We start from the raw sequence: 19,429 nt of genomic DNA on the forward strand, positions 1-19,429 counted from the left end.
ATTTCAGGCCAGCTGCTGGCAGATGAGCCGCGCCCGCCCGGCCTGCTTGGCCGCGTAGAGCGCCGCATCCGCCGCCTGGATCAGGCGCTCGGCCGGCGCAGCGGAGGGCGGCACGCAGGCCGCCACGCCGATGGACAGGCTGACCGAGCGGCGCACCGGCGAGCCCTCGTGCTCGATCGCGGCCAGGCGCACGCTGTCCAGGCAGCGCTGCGCCACCACCTGCGCGCCGCTCAGATCGGTGTCCAGCAGCAGCACCGCGAATTCCTCGCCGCCGTAGCGGCAGACGAATTCGCCGCCGCGGCCCACGCAGCTGCGCAGCAGCGTCGCGACGCGGCGCAGGCAGTCGTCGCCCGCGACATGGCCGTAGCAGTCGTTGTATTGCTTGAAGTGATCGATGTCGACCATCAGCAGCGCCAGCGAGCGCTCGGCGCGCGCCCCCCGCTGCCACTCCTGCCGCAGCAGCTGGTCGAAGAGCCGCCGGTTGCCCACGCCCGTCAGCCCGTCCGTGGTCGACTGACGCGCCAGCAGCTCGTTGGCGCGCTTGAGCCGCTCCTCCTGCCGCTTGCGCTCGGTCAGGTCGGTGACGATGCAGACGTAGAGGTGGATCGTGTCCGTCCGCACTTCGGCGACGGTCAACTGCAGGTGCAGCGCCTCGCCGCTGCGGTGGCGGGCGGTGAGCTCGCGCGGCTGGCCCAGCAGCGATTGCGGATCCAGCTGCGCGGCGGTGATCGCGCCATGTCCGCTCATCGCCGCGCCCATCAGCATGCCGATGTGCACGCCTTGCAGTTCCGGCGCGGTGAAGCCGAACAACTGCTCGCAGCTGGGATTGGCCTCCAGCACATGGCCGCTGGCGTCCAGCGTCAGGATGCCGTTGGCGGCGGACTCGATGGTGGCGCGCAACTGGGCCCGGCTCGCGGCCAACCCCTGCTGCTCGTGGATCAGATCGGTGACGTCCATGCGCACGCCCACGATGCCGCCCGAGGGGGTGCGCGATTCATAGATGCGCAGCCACATGTCGTCGTGCACGCGCTGCAGCAGCGGCGCCTGCTGCCGGCCACGCGCCCGCCGGCGCTCCTCCAGCCACTCGGGCTCGCGCCCCAGCGCCTCGGGAATGCCGCCGCGCGCCAGCGATTCGCGGACCAGGTCCTCGAAGGTGCTCTTGCGCTGGAAATGTCGCAGCATATGTGGATAGATCTCGACCAGCCGCCGGTTGTAGGCGATCAGTCGGTCCTGCTCGTCGAAGATCTCCACGCTGGCGGGTAGCGCGTCGATGGCTTCCTCCATCGTGCGCTGGGCGTGCCGGGCGCGGCCCTCGGCGCGCGCCAGCGTGGACACCACCAGCACCGCCAGCAGCACCGTCAGCGCCAGCGCCGCCATGCCGATCCACGCCAGCCAGCCCTGCACGCCGTAGCCGCCCAGCGCCGCGGACAGCACGATCGCCTGCAGCCCCACCAGCAGCGCGAAGGCAAGCAGCGGCCAGGTGCGGACTTCGGCGTAGCGATTCATGGCGCAGCGGGCACGGGCGGCACGGACGAAAAAAAAGGTGGCTGATCCTAGCCACCCTTGTTCGCCGAGAAAACCGCCCCCAAAGCGGGGGGAACGGGTTCCCGCGACGCGCGCCGTTGGGTTCTCGCCACTGGCGCGACGTGTGGAGCCCCCGCTGCCTCAGCTGCCGCGCGTGATCGGCATGTCGACGGTGCCGGCCGGCAGCGACATGTGACGCGCCAGCTCCAGCTTGGCCAGCGAGTTGCGATGCACCTCGTCCGGACCGTCGGCGAAGCGCAGCGTGCGCTGGCCGGCCCACATGTAGGCCAGCGGCGTGTCGTCGCTGACGCCCATGCCGCCGTGGACCTGCATGGCCCAGTCGATGACCTTGAGCGCCATGGTCGGGGCGACGATCTTGATCATCGCGATCTCCGCCTTGGCGACCTTGTTGCCGACGGTGTCCATCATGTAGGCGGCCTTGAGCGTCAGCAATCGGGCCTGCTCGATGCTGCAGCGGGCCTCGGCGATGCGCTCCTGCGTCACCGTCTGCTGCGCGATGGTCTTGCCGAAGGCCACGCGCGAGATCGCGCGCTTGCACATCAGCTCAAGCGCGCGCTCGGCCGCGCCGATGGAGCGCATGCAGTGGTGGATGCGGCCCGGGCCCAGGCGACCCTGCGCGATCTCGAAGCCGCGGCCCTCTCCCAGCAGGATGTTCTCCACCGGGACGCGCACGTTCTTGAGCTCGATCTCCATGTGACCGTGCGGCGCGTCGTCGTAGCCGAAGACGCTCAGGTGGCGCTTGACGGTGATGCCCGGCGTGTTGGCCGGTACCAGCACCATGGACTGCTGCTCATGGCGGCCCGCGTCGGGATTGGTCTTGCCCATCACGATGTACAGCGCGCAGCGCGGATCGCCGGCGCCGGAGGACCACCACTTCGTGCCGTTGATGACGTACTCGTCGCCGTCGCGCTCGATGCGGCACTGGATGTTGGTGGCGTCGGAGGAGGCGACCTCCGGCTCGGTCATCAGGAAGGCCGAGCGGATCTCGCCGCGCAGCAACGGCTCCAGCCAGCGGTCCTTGAGACCTTCGGTCGCGTAGCGCTCCAGCGTCTCCATGTTGCCGGTGTCGGGCGCGGAGCAGTTGAAGACTTCCGGCGCCCAGTAGACGCGGCCCATGATCTCGCACAGCGGCGCGTACTCGAGGTTGGACAGCCCTTCCGGCGCGCGCGGCGAGCGCGGCAGGAACAGGTTCCACAGCCCGGCGGCGCGCGCCTTGGGCTTGAGCTCCTCGATCACCTTCGTCGGAATCCACGCGTTGCCGGCGCGGCGGTTGGCCTCGATCTCGGCGTGATAGCGCTTCTCGTTGGGATAGATGTGCTCGTCGAAGAACGCCAGCAGGCGCTCGCGCAGCTGTTCAACCTTGGGGCTGTAGTCGAAGTTCATCAGGGGGCTCCCGGGAATCGCTCGTGGCGAGAAAGAAATCGGTGGGACGCGGCTTCAGCCGCGGGGTTCGCGTGAATCGGAGGGATCGCGTGGGTCGCGCAGATCGCGTTGATCGCGATAGCGCAGGTACTGGGCGTACAGCGCTTCCATGGTGGTGGACCGCTCGTGCGCATGCAGCGGCTGCGTCGGGGCGAAGTTGCACACGCGCAGCAGCCAGTCGCCGGGCTGCTCGCCGCGCGGCGGCGCGACGTCCAGCACGTTGATGCAGGCGGGCGACTGCACCCAGCTGCCCAGCATCAGGCGTTGACCGCCGGTCACGGCATGCGAAAGAAATGCGGCGTTCACGACGCCGTGCAGCACCAGCAGCGCGCAGTCCCAATCCGGATCGGCCTGCAGCCGCGCGACGCCGCCGAGCACGCGATCGAGCAACTCGCCCACGCTCTCTCCGTTGAGGAAGCGCTGCGACTCGGCGACCGGGCTGCGCTGCAGACCGGTGAAGGCTTGCGTGAGCTCGGCCTGCGGAATTTCGCCGAGCCGGCCGCCGCGGATCTCCTGCCATTCGGGCCAGACCTGCGGCACGAGGGCCGATTGGTCCGAGTGTTTGAGCACGAGCTCCGCGGTCTCGACGGTGCGCGGCAGGCCCGACACGATGACCCGATCGAAGCGCACGCCCGCGGCGCGGAAGGCCTCGCCGGCGGCGCGCGCCTGCACGAGTCCATCCTCGTTCAATCGCACCTGCTCGGGCAGCACCGGGCGTCCGGTGACGCCGTCGAAATAGGTCACCGCGCCGTGCCGCATCAGATAGACGCGGCGCCGGTTCGGCGTGCGGGGCTGGGTGTCCAACATGGGCGGCAGTGTGGCGCAACGCGAAGGGCCGCACTGTCGCGCAGGCGGCAAGCGCGCGGCTCGGGCCACAATTCGCGCCGCCTCTCTTTCGCAGGTTTCCGCCGCCCTGACGCTTTGGTGACAAGCCCTTCCACGCCCTCCTCCGCGCGCGATGCCTCGCTGCGCGACGACATCCAGGTCCTGCGCGCGATCGCCGTGCTGTGGGTGCTGCTGTATCACGCGCAGATCCCCGCCGCATCCGGCGGCTACCTGGGCGTGGACATCTTCTTCGTCATCTCCGGCTACCTGATCACCGGGCTGATCCAGCGCTCATTGCAGCGCGGCGGCTTCTCCTTTCTGGCCTTCTACGGACGGCGCGCGCGGCGGCTGCTGCCGGCCGCCTACGCCGTGCTGGGCGCGACGCTGCTTGCCGTGCCCTGGGCGCTGAACCGCACCGAGCAGTTGGACTTCGTCGCGCAGCTGCTGGGCTCGCTGGGCTTCGCGAGCAATCTGGTGCTCTGGCACCAGACGGGCTACTTCCAGGGCGCGTCCGATCACAAGCCGCTGCTGCACTTTTGGTCGCTGGCGCTGGAGGAGCAGTACTACCTCGTGCTGCCGGCGCTGCTCGCCTTCAGCGCGGCGCGTTGGCGCGTGGCGATCGCGGTGGGGGTGACGATCGCGAGTCTCGCGCTGCTCGCCTGGTGGCAGCCGCGCGACGCGAGCGCGGCCTTCTATCTGCTGCCGACGCGGGCGTGGGAGTTGGGCCTCGGGTCCATCGGCGCGCTGCTCTCGCACGCACTGGTCGGGAGCGCCACGATGCAGCGCGCGCTGCGATGGATCGCATGGCCGGCCGGGGCGTTGCTGCTCATCGTTCCCGCGCAGCCGACCTGGTTCGGCGCGGCGCATCCGGGACCGGCCGCGATGATCGTGTGTGTGGCGACGCTCGCGCTGTTGCTGCGGTCGTCGGCGCCCCTGTCGCGGCCCTGGATGCCGATGGTGCGTATCGGCGATTGGTCCTATGCGCTGTACCTGGTGCATTGGCCGCTGCTGGCCTTCCTGCACAACGCCTGGGTCGGATTGAAGGCGGATCCCGCCGCGCTGATGGCGTGGCGCATCGGCGCGGTGGCGCTGGCGGTGCCGCTGGCATGGGCGCTGCATCGGTTGGTCGAGAAGCCCGCCAAGCAGGCGCTGACCGGAGGTCGCGGCGCGCTGGTGCTGGGCAGCGGGACCTTGCTGCTCGCCGCTGGCGCGGTGGTGTTGACGCTGCACCGGCCCGCGCCGGGCGCCGTCGATTTCGTCGAGCTGCGCAAGCCCAACTACGGGCTCTCCGCCAACTGCGATGCCGAGGAGCCCTTCGACGGCCGCGCGGTCTGCCGCACCCGACCCGGCGCGCGCTGGATGGTCTGGGGTGATTCCTACGCGATGCATCTGGTGCCGGGGCTGGTCCGCGTCGCCAGCGATCGCGGCCTGGTGCAGGCGACCAAGTCCTCCTGCGGGCCCTTCCCCGGCCTCACGCCGGTGCGGGCGGAGCTCGGTCGCGGCAACACCTTCGCCTCGCCCTGGATCGAGCAATGTGCTGAGTTCAACGCCTCGGTGCTGAGCTGGCTGGCGCGACATCCGGAGGTCGACACGGTGGTGCTGTCCAGCCTGCTGAGCCAATACCTGGATGAGGCCAAGTACGAGCTTCAGCCGACGGGCAAGGACGTGTCGGCGCGCATCCGCGGCGGGGACGCGATGCGGGCCGCGCTGCTGGAAGACCTGAGCCAGACGATCCGCAAGCTGCGCGCGATGGGCAAGAAGGTGATGGTGGTGGCGCCGCCGCCGTCGGCGGGCTTCGACATCGCGGGGTGCCTGGAGCGCAAGCAGGCGGGGCGGTGGACGCTGGGCGCGCCGGCGGGCTGTGCGATCGACGTCGCCGACGACGCGCAACGTCGTGCCGCGGAGCACCGGTTCATCGATGAGCTGGCGCGGTCGGATCGGCGTCTGCCGGTGATGCGATTCGAGCCGCTGCTGTGTGATGGGCAACGCTGCCAGGTGGAGCGCGACGGGGTTCCGCTGTATCGCGATCAGGGGCACCTCAGCCGGGAGGGATCGATCCTCTTGATGCCGGCCGTCATGTCGGAGGTGACGGGTGAGACGCTGATGGCGATGCTCGACTAGCCCACCAGCAGCCCGTGCTCCGCGCGGGCCAATGCTTCCGGCGTCCCCGACACCACCAGCGTGTCCCCGCCATGCAGCACCAGCTCATCGCTCGCGTCCTGCACCGCGCCATTCGTGCGCCGCACCGACACCACGCTCACCCCCCAAGCGGCGAGCCCCACCTCATCCAGCCGTTGCCCATCCAGCGCGCTCGCCGTCGGCAGGCTGATCGACTGCAGCCGTGCCTGATCGCGCTCCTCGCCGGTGTCGTCATCGGCGCCATGGAAGTAGCCCCGCAGCAAGCCATAGCGCCGATCCCGCGCATCCCGCGTGATCCGCAGCACTCGCCGCATCGGCACGCCCACCAGCGCCAGCGCATGGCTGGCCAGCATCAGCGAGCCCTCGATCGCCTCGGGCACCACCTCGGTCGCGCCCGCCGCGCGCAGCTTCTCCAGATCGCTGTCGTCGATGGTGCGCACGATCACCGGCACCTGCGGCGCATGGCTGCGCACCTCGTGCAGCACCTTCAGCGCGGACGCGGTGTCGTGATAGCTGATCACCACCGCGCTCGCCCGCGACAAGCCCGCCGCGATCAGGCTGGGCAGTCGCGCCGCGTCGCCGAAGACCACGCTCTGCCCCGCCGCCGCCGCCTGCCGCACGCGATCCGGATCCAGGTCCAGCGCCATGTAGGGGATGTGCTCCGCGTCCAGCAGCGTCGCCAGGTTCTGCCCGCTGCGGCCATAGCCGCAGATGATCACGTGCGCATCCGTCTTGATGGACTTCTTCGCGATCGTCGTCAGCTGCACCGACTGCAGCAGCCAGTCGCTGGCGGACAGCTTCATCACGATGCGATTGCTGTGCTCGATGATCAGCGGCGTCGCCAGCATCGACAGCACCATCGCCGCCAGTACCGGGCTGACCCACTGCGCCGCGATCAGGTTCTGCTGCGCGCCCAGGGTCAGCAGCACGAAGCCGAATTCCCCCGCCTGCGCCAGATAAAGCCCCGTGCGCAGCGCCACCCCGGTCGGCGCCTTGAACAGCTTGGCCAGACCCGCCACGAGCACGAACTTCGCCAGCGTCGGCGCCAGCGTCAGGATGATCACCAGCGGCCATTGGTAGACCAGCGTCTGCCAGTCCAGCCGCATCCCGATCGTGATGAAGAACAGCCCCAGCAGCACGTCGTGGAAGGGGCGGATGTCCAGTTCCACCTGGTGCTTGTATTCGGTCTCCGCGATCAGCATGCCCGCAACGAAGGCGCCCAGCGCCAGCGACAGGCCCGCGTGCTCGGTCAGCCAGGCCAGGCCCAGCGTCACCAGCAGCAGGTTCAGCATGAACAGCTCCTGACTCTTGCGCCGCGCCACCAGCGTCAGCCAGCGCCGCATCACATGCTGTCCGCCGGTGAGCAGCAGCGTCAGCAGCACCATGGCCTTCAACGCGGCCCACCCCAGCGACTCGATCATCTGGGAGCCGGTGCCGCCCAGGGCCGGGATCAGGACCAGCAGCGGCACCACGGCCAGATCCTGGAACAGCAGCACGCCGATCACGCGCCGGCCATGCTCGCTCTCCAGCTCCAGCCGCTCGGCCATCAGCTTGACGACGATGGCCGTGGAGCTCATCGCCATCGCCGCGCCCAGCACCAGCGAGCCCTGCCAGCCCAGCTCCCAATGCAGGCCCATCAGGGGGAAGAGCCACTGCAGCAGCAGGTTGCCGCCCATGGTGCCGGCCACCGTCACCACCACCTGCAGCAGCCCCAGCCCGAACACCATCGAGCGCATGCTGTGCAGCTTGGGCAGGTTGAACTCCAGCCCGATGGCGAACATCAGGAAGACGACGCCGAACTCGGCCAGGTGCTGCACGCCGGGCACGTCGCTGGCCAGCGCCAGCGCGTTGGGTCCGATGAGCACGCCCACGACGAGATAGCCCAGGATGGGCGGCAGCTTGAGCGAGCGGCACACCACCACGCCCAGGACGGCGGCGATCAGGTAGATGAGGGTCAGGTCCAGGGCGGTGAGCATGGCGGTGATCCTACTGGGCCCTTGCCCCAGGGCGGACCCGGATGCGGCAAGGCGGGGGATCGATATAGTCGGCGCCCAGCCGCCCGTCGCATTCCATACACACACATGGCCGGCTTTAGAGGGAGTACCACCACATGTTTGCCATTCTTCGCGGCGCCGCCGTGGCGCGCGCGCTGAGCACCGCCGTGCTCGCCCTGGGCCTGAGCGCCCTCACCGGTTGCGCCAACTTCTACGTCGACAACAAGTTGCCGGAAGTGCCGGCCGCCCAGTTCGTCAAGCCCGCGGAACCGCGCGCCGTTCAGCTCTTCTTCGAGTTCCAGAGCAAGGGCGTGCCGAACCAGCAGGCCACCGCGCTGCTCAAGACGCGCATCACCGACCAGATTCGCGGCAGCGGCGTGTTCAGCGCCGTTACCGAGGCGCCGGCGCCCGGCGGCGCCACGCTCAGCATCGTCCTGGACAACGTGCCGACGTCCGACGACGCCTTCAGCAAGGGTTTCGTCACCGGTCTGACGTTCGGGCTGGCCGGCTCGCAGGTGGGCGACGGCTACTTGTGCACCGCGACGTATCGCGCGCCCGGCGCCGCCGAGCCCATCGTCAAGAAGACCCGTCAGGTGCTCTGGACCACCATCGGCGCCAAGGGCGCGCCGCCCGACGCCACCAAGGCCTCCAGCATCGACGAGGCCATCACCCTGATCAGCCGCCAGGTCGTCAGCAACGTCCTCAACGACGTCACCCACGATCCGAGCTTCCGCTGAGCACCGCGCCGCTGATCGCGGCGGCGCTCCCATTCCGACAAGCCAATACCGATCTCGGGGAGTCCCATGAGCCAATCTCTGCTTCGCACCGCCCGCCTGACCCTGGCGCTGGGCGCTGTCGCCGTGCTGACCGCCTGTGTGAGCGCGCAGATGCCGCCGCCGTCCGCCAGCCCGGCCAACGTCGCCAAGCTGCAGGCCGCTTCGGCTGCACCTTCGCAACTGGGCAGCTTCAAGCTGGCCGCCGGCAAGCCCGCCGACATGGATACCACGCTGGGCGGCCTGCGCGGCTCCTCGGTGTCGCCCTCGTCCGGCACCTTCTCGGCCCAGCTGCGCGATGAACTGGGCGCCGAGCTCAAGGCCGCCGGTTTGCTCGACCCGGCCAGCCCCATCGTCATCGAAGGCGAGCTGACCGACAGCAAGGTCGACGCCGCCATCGGCACCGGCACTGGCCGCCTCGCGGCCCGCTTCGTCGTCAAGCGCGCCGGCCAAAAGGTCTTCGACAAGGAAGTGGCCGCCGAATCCAGCTGGGAGTCCAGCTTCGTCGGCGCGACCGCCATTCCGATGGCCATCAACCAGTACGGCGCGCTCTACAAGGCGCTGATCGGCAAGCTGCTGGACGACGCCGATTTCCGCGCCGCGGTGAAGAAGGGCTGATCGGGGGCGATCGCGGCCTGCGTACCGCACGCGCGCGCGGCCCGGCGCCGCGCCACCGACGGACCCTGCGGGGGTCCGTTTTTCATGGGCACGCAAACGGGGGTGTCCCTCGTGCCGGCCTCGCTCCGAAGGGCGATGGGAGGGACAGCCGAAGGGGGCTGGCTTTGGTCACGCCCCAGGGGCAAACTAACCGCCTTATGCATCGGGCGCATGCCCGCATGTGCACTCGGCTTTGCCGGACGTGGCGGGCGGGCGGAGGTTCGGGGTACCGTTCGCGCCACCGAAAAGTTACGGAGCATTTCATGCCCAATCTGTCTTTCGTTTCTCCCACGCGCAACAGTCCCTGGGGCACCTACCTGTCCCAGATCGACGCCGTCGAGCCGTATCTGGGCAAGCTGGCACGCTGGGTGGAAACGCTGCGCCGCCCCAAGCGCGCGCTGATCGTGGACATCCCCATCGAGCTGGACAACGGCACCATCGCCCATTACGAGGGCTACCGCGTGCAGCACTCGCTGACCCGCGGCCCCGGCAAGGGCGGCGTGCGCTACCACCCGGACGTCACGCTGGAAGAAGTGATGGCCCTGTCGGCCTGGATGACGGTCAAGAACGCCGCGGTCAACCTGCCCTACGGCGGTGCCAAGGGCGGCATCCGCCTGGACCCCAAGACCGTGTCCCACAAGGAGCTCGAGAAGATCACCCGCCGCTACACCAGCGAGATCGGCATGATCATCGGCCCGACGCAGGACATCCCCGCTCCTGACGTGAACACCAACGGCCAGATCATGGCCTGGATGATGGACACGTACTCGATGAACGTGGGCGCGACCGCCACCGGCGTCGTCACCGGCAAGCCGATCGCGCTGGGCGGCTCGCTCGGCCGCGTGGCCGCCACCGGCCGCGGCGTGTTCGTCGTCGGTCGCGAGGCGATGCGCCGCCTGAACGTGGCCATGGAAGGCGCCCGCATCGCGGTGCAGGGCTTCGGCAACGTGGGCTCGGTGGCCGCGAAGATGTTCGCCGCCAACGGCGCCGTCGTCGTGGCGGTGCAGGATCACACCGGCACCATCCTGAACGAGAAGGGCCTGGACATGACCGACCTGCTGGACCACGTGGCCCGCACGGGCGGCGTGGGCGGCTTCAAGGGCGCAGACCGCATCGACAACGAGAACTTCTGGGACGTGAAGTCGGACATCCTGATCCCCGCCGCCCTGGAAGGCCAGATCACCGGCGAGCGCGCCAAGCGCGTGCAGACCCGCGTCGTCATCGAAGGCGCCAACGGCCCGACGACGCCGGACGGCGACGCCGTGCTGGCGGACCGCGGCATCATCGTCGTCCCCGACGTGATCGCCAACGCGGGCGGCGTGACGGTGTCCTACTTCGAATGGGTGCAGGACTTCTCGTCCTTCTTCTGGACCGAGGACGAGATCAACGTCCGCCTGGACAAGATCCTGGTCGGCGCGTTCAAGGGCATCTGGGACACGGCCGAGCAGCACAAGATCCCGCTGCGCACGGCGGCCTTCACCGTGGCGTGCACACGCGTGCTGGAAGCCCGCGAAGAGCGCGGTCTGTACCCCTGATCCGGGGAACGCGGGCGATCGAGGTCGCCCGTGGTTTCTCACGATGACTGCGAGGCGGGCTCCGAGGAGCCCGCTTTTTCGTTGGCGTTCTCGTGGGCGTTCTCGTTGGCATTCGCCCGATCAATGCGTGATCTGGGTCCCCAGCACCGCCAGGAACTGCGCGATCCAGGCCGGGTGCGCCGGCCAAGCCGGGGCGGTGACCAGCTTGCCGTCGGTGACCGCCTGATCGACCGGGATGTCGGCGAAGCTGGCGCCGGCCAGTTCCACCTCGGCCGCGCAGGCCGGATAGGCGGAGACCCTGCGGCCACGGATGATGCCGGCCGCCGCCAGCAGCTGCGCCCCATGGCAGATCGCGGCGATCGGTTTGTCGGCTTGCGAGAAATGCTGCACCAGCGGCAGCACGCCCGGCATGGTGCGCAGGTACTCCGGCGCGCGGCCGCCAGGGATGACGAGCGCGTCGTAGTCCTGGGGCTTCACGTCGTCGAAGCTCGCGTTCAGCGTGAAGCGGTGACCGGGCTTTTCGGAGTAGGTCTGCGCGCCCTCGAAGTCATGGATGGCCGTCAGGATGAAGTCCCCAGCCTTCTTGCCGGGGCACACTGCGTCGACTTGATGGCCCACCGCCAGCAGCGCCTGGAACGGCACCATCAGCTCGTAGTCCTCGACGTAATCGCCGGCCAGCAGCAGCAGCTTCTTGCCCATCGCTTCTCTCCAGAGTCGGTTGTGGAGCGCCGATTCTGGGAAGCGATCGTGACGGGTGGCTAGTTATTGCGACGTAACCGCGTCGGCGTCGCGGGATCGGAAGTAGGGGGCCGCCGCGACCGCCAGGGCCCAGCAGATCCAGCCGGTCCACAGCGTGTGGCTGGGGTAATGCGCGCCGCGCGCCAGCTGGGCGGTTCCGTAGAGCAGGCCCGTCACCAGCACGCCGCCCAGCGCCAGTTGCGCCTGGCGCGGATAGGCGCGGCGCAGCATGAAGAAGAGGCTGAAGAAGGCGAAGGCGGAGCTCGCGTGACCCGAGGGGAAGCAATGGCCCGGGCCGCCGTCCAGCACGCCGAAGCTCCAGTGCGAGACGTAGCGGGCGGTGCCGCCGAACTCGGCCAGGTCCCAGGGGCAGCTGGTGACGCTGCCGTGCTTGATCAGCGGAATCAGCAGCAGGCTGACGGCGGTCAGCGCCACGGCGCCCCAGCGCTCGCGACGGGTCAGGCCCGGCCACAGCGGGCGCACCGCGTTGACCAGCAGCATCACCGCCAGCCCGGTCGCGAACCAGCGTCCGCCCTGATGCAGCAGCCCGGCGGTCAGCCAATGATCGCGTAGCGCAAAGCCGTTGGCGTTGCCGAACAGCCGCACGACCACCAGATCCCAGCCCGCGAGGTCCCAGATCAACAGCGCGACCAAGCCCGCCAGCGCGATGGCGATCGCACGCCCCAAACGGGGGGCGGCGGCGAGTGCGGGGAGCGCGGGAGCGGACACGGTCGCCATGTCGGCGCCGGCCGCCAGATGGCGGGAGAAGAGGCTTTTCACGGGGAGCGAGTGGGCTCCGGAGGGCTGAAGCACTCCTGAAGTGAAGCTGAAGCTCGGCTGAAGATGGCCTTGTGGATTTCCATGACGGGCGGCCTCCGTGACGGGTGTCTCGTCCGGGGCCCGACCGACTGCTATCGTTTCGCCCCAACGCGCCAGTCGCACGCCCGTCGCGACCAGCTACCTTTCGACCTCCCCCATCCCCACCCGGATCTCCCCCATGCGACTGTTGCTGCTGGAAGACGACGAGCTGCTCGGCGAAGGTCTGAGCGACTTTCTTCGCTCGGAGGGCCACACCGTGACTTGGGCCCGCCGGCTGTCCGAGGTGCTGCCGCGTCAGCATGAAGAGTTCGACGCCCTGCTGGTCGACTGGCAACTGCCGGACGGCTCGGGCCTGGACTGGCTGCGCGGCCTGCGCCAGCGCGGCGTGCCGACGCCGGCGCTGATGCTCACCGCCCGCGATCTGCTCGCCGACCGGCTGCAGGGCCTGGACGGCGGCGCGGACGATTACCTGGTCAAGCCGTTCGCGCCCGAGGAACTGGCCGCCCGGCTGCGCGCCGTCAGCCGCCGCCACATGGGTGCGAGCAGCTCGCAGCGCCGTTACGGCGAGGTGGGCCTGGATCTGGCCGCCAAGCGTGCCACGCGCGACGGGCAGCCGGTGGAGCTCACCGCGCGTGAATGGGCCGTCCTGGAGGCGCTGGCGCAGCGCGCCGGCCGGCTGTATCCGAAGCGGGAGCTGGAGCTGCAAGTGCTGGGCGACGACGCCGAGGTGCAGAGCAACGCGCTCGAGGTCCACGTGTCCAGCCTGCGACGCAAGCTGGGCCGCGAACTGATCGAGACCGTCCGCGGCCTGGGCTATCGGCTCGGCCCGGAGGCGGCTTGAGCACCGCCCCGCCCCGGCGTCCGTCGATCGCCGGCCGGCTGGCGAGCCAGCTGCTGCTGATCTCCGTCCTGTGGGCGCTGCTGGCCGGGCTGTGCGTCTGGCTGGTGGTGCAGGAGGAGGTCGACGAGCTGCTGGACGAGACGCTGCAGGCGTCCTCCCAGGTGCTGGGGCAGCTGCTGCGCCAGCAGGCGCCGATGCCTTCAGAGGTGGCCGACGGCGACGACCTCAGCACCCATTTCGCCTGGCAGCTGGTGGGGCCCGACGGGACGCTGCTGCATCGCTCGCCGCTGGCGCCGGTGAAGGCCTGGAAGCTCCCGCCCGGCTTCAGCGACTGGGTCGACGACGGCAGCGACGGCGACGACTGGCGCGTCCATGTCCGCCCGCTGCCGACGGCCGCCGGCCCGGGCTGGCTGATGGTTGCCCAGACCAGCGCCGAGCGTAAGGAGGTCCGCACCCGCGTGGGCTTGGCGAGCGCCTTCTCGGCGTTGCTGGTGGGCGGGCTCTGCATGGTCTGGCTGAACCGACGTGCCCGGCGCGAGCTGGCGCCGCTGGATCAGCTCACTGTCGCACTGGCCCAGTACGACCCGTTCGACAGCCGGCAGCGGCTGCCCGAGCAGCAGCGGCGCGAGCTGGTGGAGATTCGCGCCGCCGTGCTGGAGCTGGGCCAGCGGCTCGCACAGCGGGTCGCCAACGAACGCGCTTTCAGCGCCCATGCCGCGCATGCGCTGCGCACGCCGCTGGCCGGCATGGACGCCCAGCTGGCAATGGCGCTGCGCGAGGCCCCGCCCGAAGCGCGCGGACGCCTGCAGCGCACCCGCGAGGCGGCGGATCGGTTGCGACGCGTCGTCACGGCCTTGCTCACCCTGTTCCGCACCGGCATGAGCCTGCGCTGGCAGCGGCTGGACCTGAGCGAGCTGCTGACGCTGCTGCCGCTGCCCGACGGCCTGGCGTTGGACGTGCCCGAGCAGGCCTGGGTCGACGCCGATCCCGACCTGCTGGCCGCGGCGCTGATCAATCTGCTGGACAACGCCTGGCGCCACCGCGCCACGCGCCTGGCGTTGCGCTGCCACACGCTGCCCGACGGCGGCGCGATGCTGGAGCTGGCCGACAACGGCGAGGGCGTGCCGGACTGGCAACGCGTGGACCTCAATGACGCGCTGGAGCGTCAGCAGTACGAGGGCCGTATGGGGCTCGGGCTGATGATGGCCGACCTGGTCGCGCGGGCGCACGGCGGCGACCTGCGCCTGCCCGCCGCGGACCAGGGTTTCCTGGTCGCTATGCGGCTGGGCCCGGCGCCGGACTGACGGTCCGCGGGCCGGTGCTTTCCGGAGGGGGCGGCTACACTTTCGCCCTGTATGACGACCCACGCCGCCCTCACCCATTCCCGTGCGCTCGACGTCGCGCGCCAGGCCTTGCAGGTCGAGGCCGACGCGCTGCTCGCGCTGATTCCGCGCCTCGGCGATTCCTTCGAACAGGTCGTGCGGCTGGTGCTGTCCTGCCCCGGCCGCGTGGTCGTGATGGGCATGGGCAAGAGCGGTCACGTCGGCCGCAAGATCGCCGCGACGCTCGCTTCCACCGGCACGCCCTCGTTCTTCGTCCATCCGGGGGAGGCCAGCCATGGCGACTTGGGCATGGTGACGCCGCAGGACATCGTGCTGGCGCTGTCCAACTCCGGTGAGAGCGACGAGCTCAACGCGGTGATCCCGGTGCTCAAGCGCCTGGGCGTGAGGCTGGTCGGCATGACCGGCGGGGCGAGCTCCTCGCTGGCGCGTCATGCGGACTTCGTCCTGGATTCGCGCGTGGAGCAGGAGGCCTGCCCGCTCAACCTGGCCCCGACCGCCAGCACCACCGCGCAGATCGCGCTGGGCGATGCGCTGGCCGTGGCGCTGCTGGACGCGCGCGGCTTCCGCGCCGAGGATTTCGCGCGCTCGCATCCTGGCGGCTCGCTGGGCCGCAAGCTGCTCACGCATGTGCGCGACCTGATGCGCGCAGGCGATGCGCTGCCGCGCGTCGAGGCCGGGCTGCCGCTGCTCGACATGATGCGGGTGATGTCCGACAAGGGCCTGGGCTGCGCGATCCTGACGGACGCGGACGGCAAGGTCGCCGGCATCTTCACCGACGGCGACCTGCGCCGCCTGATCGAGCGCGGCACCGATCTGCGCGGCCTCACCGCCGGTCAGGTCATGCACCCGAATCCCCGCACCGTGGCGGCCGACGCCCTGGCCGTCGACGCGGCCGACCTGATGGAATCGGCGCGCATCACCCTGGTGCTGGCCGTCGACGCCGATCAGCGTCTGCAAGGCGCGATCAGCATCAACGACCTGATGCGCGCGAAGGTGATCTGATGACGGCGCCGACCTCCCCGCCCCGCATGCCCTTGAACGAACTCCAACCCGCGCTGCGCTTCCCGCCCGAGCTGCTGCTCAAGGCGCAAGGCCCGGCCCTGGGTCTGAAGGCAGCGATCTTCGACGTGGACGGCGTCCTGACCGACGGCCGCATTTATCTCAGCGAGCGCGGCGAGGAGTTCAAGGCTTTCGCGACGCTCGACGGCCACGGGCTGAAGCTGCTGGCCGAAGGCGGCATCGTGCCCATCGTGATCACCGGGCGGGACTCGCCGGCGGTGCGCCGCCGCGTCGCGGATCTGGGCCTGAAGCACGCGGTCTACGGCGCCAAGGACAAGCTGGCCGCGGCGCAGCCGCTGCTCGCGCAACTGGGCGTTGACTGGCCGGAGGTCGCCGCCATCGGCGACGACTGGCCCGATCTGCCGCTGATGGTGCGCGCCGGCTTCGCCTGCGCCCCGGCGCAAGCCCATGCCGAGGTCAAGGCCGTCGCCCACCACGTGACCGAGGCGGCCGGCGGACACGGTGCCGCGCGTGAGTTCTGCGACCTGCTGCTGATGGCGTCCGGCAGGTACGCCGCGCTGCTGCACGGCCATCTGGTCACGCTGGACGGGGGCGGCGCCTGATGGCGGCGCTCGCTCCGCCGCCGACCGGTCCACGCCGCCGCGCCCAGCCGCTGATGGCGCGGCTGCAGTCGCTGCTGGCCAGCTATGTGCCGCTGCTGCTGATGGCCCTGCTGGCCGCCTTCACGTGGTGGCTGATCAAGAACACGCCGCAGCTGGAAGCCCCCCGCGAGCGCGCCGCACCGCGCCACGAGCCGGACTACCGGATGAACGATTTCGAGGTCGAGCGCTTCAGCAGCGATGGCCGCCTGCTGGGTCGCGTGATCGGCAAGGAAATGCGCCATTACCCGGACAACGACACACTGGAGATCGACGCGCCGCAGCTGCGCGCCTATGGCAAGGATGGCGAGTTGCTGGTGGCCGACGCGCAGCGCGGACTGTCCAATGGGGACGGCAGCGAGGTGCAGCTGCTCGGCGACGTGAAAGTCAAGCGCTACCCCGGCGGCGACCCGACGGAGCGTCCCGATCTGGAGCTCTACGGCGAGTTCCTGGCCGCCTTCCCGCAGCAGCAGATCATGAAGTCTCACCTCCCCACGCGCGTGCTCGGCATGGGCGGCGAGATGCAGGTCAAGAGCTTCGACTACAACCAGCTGACCGGCCAGTTGCGCTTCAGCGGCGGCGGTCGCGCCACCTTCAGCGCGAGGCCCGGCGCCAAGTCGCCTCCCGCCCGGAAGCCATGAATCGACTCGTCTACATCACCGGTGCGTCGAGTGGCATCGGGCAGGCGCTCGCGCTGCGCTATTACCGCGAGGGCTGGTCGCTGGCGCTGGTCGCGCGCCGCGTCGATGAGGTGAGCGCCTGGGCCGCGGCTCAGCAGCTGGAGGCTTGGCGCTGGCGCGTCTATCGAGCCGACGTCAGCAACGTGGATGAGATCGTCGACGTCGGCCGCCGTTGCATCGCCGAGCAGGGACTGCCCGAGGTGGTCATCGCCAACGCGGGCATCAGCATCGGCATGGACACGGCGGTCTACGAGGACTTGGCGGTCATGCAGCGCATCTACGCCACCAATAACCTGGGGCTGGCGGCGACCTTCCATCCCTTCGTCGCGCCGATGCGGGCGCGAGGCTCGGGCACGCTGGTCGGAATCGCCAGCGTCGCGGGGATTCGCGGCCTGCCGGGGCATGGGGCTTACTGCTCCAGCAAGGCGGCGGTGTTCAGTTATTGCGAGAGCCTGCGCGGCGAGTGCCGACCCGACGGGGTGAAAGTCGTGACCATCGCGCCGGGGTATGTGGATACGCCGCTGACGCGCGAGAACCGCTACAGCATGCCCTTCCTGATGCAGCCTGAGGACTTCGCGCAAAAGGCGTTCGAGGCCATTTCGGCAGGGGCGCGGGTGCGCTTCATTCCATGGCAGATGGGCGTCGTCGCGCATGCGATGCGGCTGCTGCCGGGGGCCGTCTTCGATCGCTTGCTCGCGGGACGTCCGCGCAAGCATCGCCAAGGCGAGACCTGACCCCGCCTTGGCACCCGACTTCGCGATCGCCCTCACGACGGGCCATCGTGAGGGCAAGACGCCGAAGACGGGGGGAACTCCAACGCGAGCACCAATGAGAAAGGGCGCCCCGAGGAGCGCCCTTGTCATGTGCGGGATCTAGCCCAGCGTGGATCAGTAGCCGCCGCGGCCACCGCCGCCATAGCTGCCACCACCGCTGCTGCCGCCACCGTAGCCGCCACGGCCACCGCCGCCGCCACCGTAGCCGCCGCGGCCACCGCCGCCGCCACCGTAACCGCCGCCGCCGCCACCACCGTAGCCGCCGCCACCACCGCCGCCGTAGCCGCCACGGCTACCGCCGCCGCCGCCGAAGCCGCCGCGGCTGCCGCCGCCACCGAAGCCACCCGGACGCTCTTCACGAGGACGGGCGACGTTCACGACGATGGCGCGGCCTTCGAGGGCCTGGCCGTTCATGCCGTTGATCGCGGCCTGAGCTTCTTCGTCGGTAGCCATTTCCACGAAGCCGAAGCCCTTGGAACGACCGGTCTCACGATCCATCATGACCTTGGCGGAGGTGACGGAACCGAATTGACCGAATGCCTCCTGGAGCGACTCATCGCGCACGCTGTAAGCGAGGTTGCCCACGTATAACTTGTTTCCCATGGGGAAGCCCTTTCAAAACCAAATAACCCAATGTGCTGCTTCAACCCGTCGTGAACCACTCATACGAAGGCGCTGCATTCAGGCGATCCGATTATGTGTGACAGGATTGGCGGTTCGCAACGCGTCAAGCCGGCTGTTGTTTTTCGGCTTCTGCGCACAAACCCCGAGCAGTGTAAGTGACGTTCAGGAAATCGCGCCGCTCACGCCTAAATATGGCAAAACCTGCGCCCGACCCCCACTCGCCGCAGGTCGGTGTTTTCCACGATCCGGACTTTCTCCAGGACGCCTCCCCCTAGAGAGGGAGGCAGCTCCCGACGAGGCGCCGTACAGGACGCGCTGCCCCACCCCCCAGCACCCGACCGACCGCCGTTCGGCCCTGCGACCGACACGGACGTTTTTGCCGCCAAAGCGAGGGCAGGCTGGAAGAATGCCAAGCCGCAGCGCTCCTTTGTCCCTTCCCTGCCGCAGCGCCCACCCCGCCGATGACCTCTGACCGCCCCGTCGCCCCGCCCGCGCGCGTCCTTCTTCTTGAGGACGATCCCGCCATCGCCCAGACAGTGAGCTTCCTCCTCGAACGCGAAGGCTTCCGGGTGGCGTGTCGCGGCTGGCTGCATGAGGCCCGCGCCCTGCTCGCCGCAGGAGCGGTCGACCTGGCCATCCTGGACGTCGGTCTGCCCGACGGCAGCGGCCTGGACCTGTGCCGCGAACTGCGCCAGGGCCCCCAGGCTCGCCTGCCGGTGCTGATGCTCAGCGCCCGGGGCGACGAGCTGGACAAGGTGCTCGGCCTGGAGCTGGGTGCCGACGACTACCTCGCCAAGCCCTTCAGCAACCGGGAGCTGGTCGCCCGCGTGCGCGCCCTGCTGCGGCGCTCCCAGGCGCCGGCCGAGGCGCCGATCGAACGCGTCCCGGGATTCAGCGTCGAGGCCGACGGCTCGCGTGTGCGCTTCCACGGCGAGCTGCTGCCGCTGACCCGGCGCGAACTCGGCCTGCTGCTGCGCCTGCTGGCCGCCCCCAGCCGCATCCACACGCGCGAAAGCCTGCTCGACGCCGTCTGGGGCCTGGACGCCGACAGCAGCGACCGCAC

General features: G+C 69.8%; 18 protein-coding genes. 11 read left to right on the plus strand and 7 right to left on the minus strand.

Translation table 11 applies throughout. The annotated features are described in order from the left end of the window. Positions 1 to 3: 3 nt before the first annotated feature. From ABDW59_RS21355 to ABDW59_RS21365, 3 genes are all read right to left on the minus strand, one after another. The gene (locus tag ABDW59_RS21355) at positions 4 to 1,506 is read right to left on the minus strand and encodes a diguanylate cyclase (RefSeq protein ID WP_343632904.1); all 1,503 of its coding nucleotides are present in this window, start codon (positions 1,504 to 1,506) and stop codon (positions 4 to 6) included. Positions 1,507 to 1,665: 159 nt separating this feature from the next. Further along, a complete protein-coding gene (locus ABDW59_RS21360; protein WP_343632906.1) occupies positions 1,666 to 2,928 on the minus strand; it encodes an acyl-CoA dehydrogenase family protein in 1,263 nt (420 codons plus the stop codon). A 54-nt stretch (positions 2,929 to 2,982) separates the two neighbouring features. After that, a complete protein-coding gene (locus ABDW59_RS21365) occupies positions 2,983 to 3,774 on the minus strand; it encodes a histidine phosphatase family protein (protein ID WP_343632908.1) in 792 nt (263 codons plus the stop codon). 117 nt (positions 3,775 to 3,891) lie between these two features. On the opposite strand from ABDW59_RS21365, the gene ABDW59_RS21370 reads away from it, so the two are divergent. After that, positions 3,892 to 5,913: an acyltransferase family protein gene (locus tag ABDW59_RS21370; protein WP_343632910.1), complete on the plus strand. Its 2,022-nt coding sequence runs from the start codon at positions 3,892 to 3,894 to the stop codon at positions 5,911 to 5,913. Here the strand turns inward: ABDW59_RS21370 and ABDW59_RS21375 are convergent. Further along, positions 5,910 to 7,907, minus strand: a complete 1,998-nt coding sequence (locus ABDW59_RS21375; RefSeq protein ID WP_343632912.1) for a cation:proton antiporter — start codon at positions 7,905 to 7,907, stop codon at positions 5,910 to 5,912. The genes ABDW59_RS21370 and ABDW59_RS21375 overlap by 4 nt on opposite strands. A 134-nt stretch (positions 7,908 to 8,041) precedes the next feature. Here ABDW59_RS21375 and ABDW59_RS21380 point away from each other — a divergent pair, with 134 nt between their 5' ends. The 3 genes from ABDW59_RS21380 to ABDW59_RS21390 all read left to right on the plus strand — a co-directional run bounded on the left by ABDW59_RS21380 (position 8,042) and on the right by ABDW59_RS21390 (position 10,890). After that, positions 8,042 to 8,662, plus strand: coding sequence for a hypothetical protein (locus ABDW59_RS21380; RefSeq protein ID WP_343632914.1), 621 nt, complete (start codon positions 8,042 to 8,044; stop codon positions 8,660 to 8,662). Positions 8,663 to 8,728: 66 nt separating this feature from the next. Further along, on the plus strand, positions 8,729 to 9,316 hold the full coding sequence (locus tag ABDW59_RS21385; RefSeq protein ID WP_343632916.1) for a hypothetical protein: 588 nt from the start codon (positions 8,729 to 8,731) through the stop codon (positions 9,314 to 9,316). A 302-nt stretch (positions 9,317 to 9,618) separates the two neighbouring features. Further along, a complete protein-coding gene (locus ABDW59_RS21390; protein WP_343632918.1) occupies positions 9,619 to 10,890 on the plus strand; it encodes a Glu/Leu/Phe/Val dehydrogenase in 1,272 nt (423 codons plus the stop codon). Between the two features lie 120 nt (positions 10,891 to 11,010). On the opposite strand, the gene ABDW59_RS21395 is transcribed toward ABDW59_RS21390, so the two are convergent. Further along, positions 11,011 to 11,589, minus strand: coding sequence for a DJ-1/PfpI family protein (locus ABDW59_RS21395; RefSeq protein ID WP_343632920.1), 579 nt, complete (start codon positions 11,587 to 11,589; stop codon positions 11,011 to 11,013). Positions 11,590 to 11,652: 63 nt separating this feature from the next. After that, the gene (locus ABDW59_RS21400) at positions 11,653 to 12,408 is read right to left on the minus strand and encodes a phosphatase PAP2 family protein (RefSeq protein WP_343632922.1); all 756 of its coding nucleotides are present in this window, start codon (positions 12,406 to 12,408) and stop codon (positions 11,653 to 11,655) included. Positions 12,409 to 12,625: 217 nt separating this feature from the next. On the opposite strand from ABDW59_RS21400, the gene ABDW59_RS21405 reads away from it, so the two are divergent. Genes ABDW59_RS21405 through ABDW59_RS21430 form a run of 6 tightly spaced genes read left to right on the plus strand, consistent with a single transcriptional unit; the run spans position 12,626 to position 17,703 of the window. Beyond that, positions 12,626 to 13,288, plus strand: a complete 663-nt coding sequence (locus ABDW59_RS21405; RefSeq protein WP_343632924.1) for a response regulator transcription factor — start codon at positions 12,626 to 12,628, stop codon at positions 13,286 to 13,288. After that, positions 13,285 to 14,592 carry a HAMP domain-containing sensor histidine kinase gene (locus ABDW59_RS21410; protein ID WP_343632926.1) on the plus strand — a complete coding sequence of 436 codons (1,308 nt, stop codon included), beginning with the start codon at positions 13,285 to 13,287 and terminating at the stop codon, positions 14,590 to 14,592. The genes ABDW59_RS21405 and ABDW59_RS21410 overlap by 4 nt, the downstream gene beginning before the upstream one ends. Positions 14,593 to 14,643: 51 nt before the next feature. Next, on the plus strand, positions 14,644 to 15,633 hold the full coding sequence (locus ABDW59_RS21415; protein ID WP_343632928.1) for a KpsF/GutQ family sugar-phosphate isomerase: 990 nt from the start codon (positions 14,644 to 14,646) through the stop codon (positions 15,631 to 15,633). Continuing rightward, entirely contained in the window at positions 15,633 to 16,253 is a 621-nt protein-coding gene (locus ABDW59_RS21420) for an HAD hydrolase family protein (RefSeq protein WP_343632930.1), read from the plus strand. Before ABDW59_RS21415 ends, ABDW59_RS21420 begins: the two co-directional genes overlap by 1 nt. Continuing rightward, complete coding sequence (gene lptC, locus ABDW59_RS21425) at positions 16,253 to 16,930, plus strand: LPS export ABC transporter periplasmic protein LptC (protein ID WP_343632931.1); 678 nt, start codon at positions 16,253 to 16,255, stop codon at positions 16,928 to 16,930. Before ABDW59_RS21420 ends, lptC begins: the two co-directional genes overlap by 1 nt. Further along, a complete protein-coding gene (locus ABDW59_RS21430; RefSeq protein WP_343632933.1) occupies positions 16,927 to 17,703 on the plus strand; it encodes an SDR family oxidoreductase in 777 nt (258 codons plus the stop codon). The genes lptC and ABDW59_RS21430 overlap by 4 nt, the downstream gene beginning before the upstream one ends. 153 nt (positions 17,704 to 17,856) lie before the next feature. Here ABDW59_RS21430 and ABDW59_RS21435 read toward each other — a convergent pair whose 3' ends face one another. Then, a complete protein-coding gene (locus ABDW59_RS21435; protein ID WP_343632935.1) occupies positions 17,857 to 18,345 on the minus strand; it encodes an RNA-binding protein in 489 nt (162 codons plus the stop codon). 482 nt (positions 18,346 to 18,827) lie between these two features. Here ABDW59_RS21435 and ABDW59_RS21440 point away from each other — a divergent pair. Further along, positions 18,828 to 19,429, plus strand: a 602-nt coding sequence (locus ABDW59_RS21440; protein ID WP_343632937.1) for a response regulator, incomplete at its 3' end; no start/stop codon positions are given.

This window comes from Roseateles sp. (genome assembly GCF_039595295.1).
Classification (GTDB): domain Bacteria; phylum Pseudomonadota; class Gammaproteobacteria; order Burkholderiales; family Burkholderiaceae_C; genus Roseateles.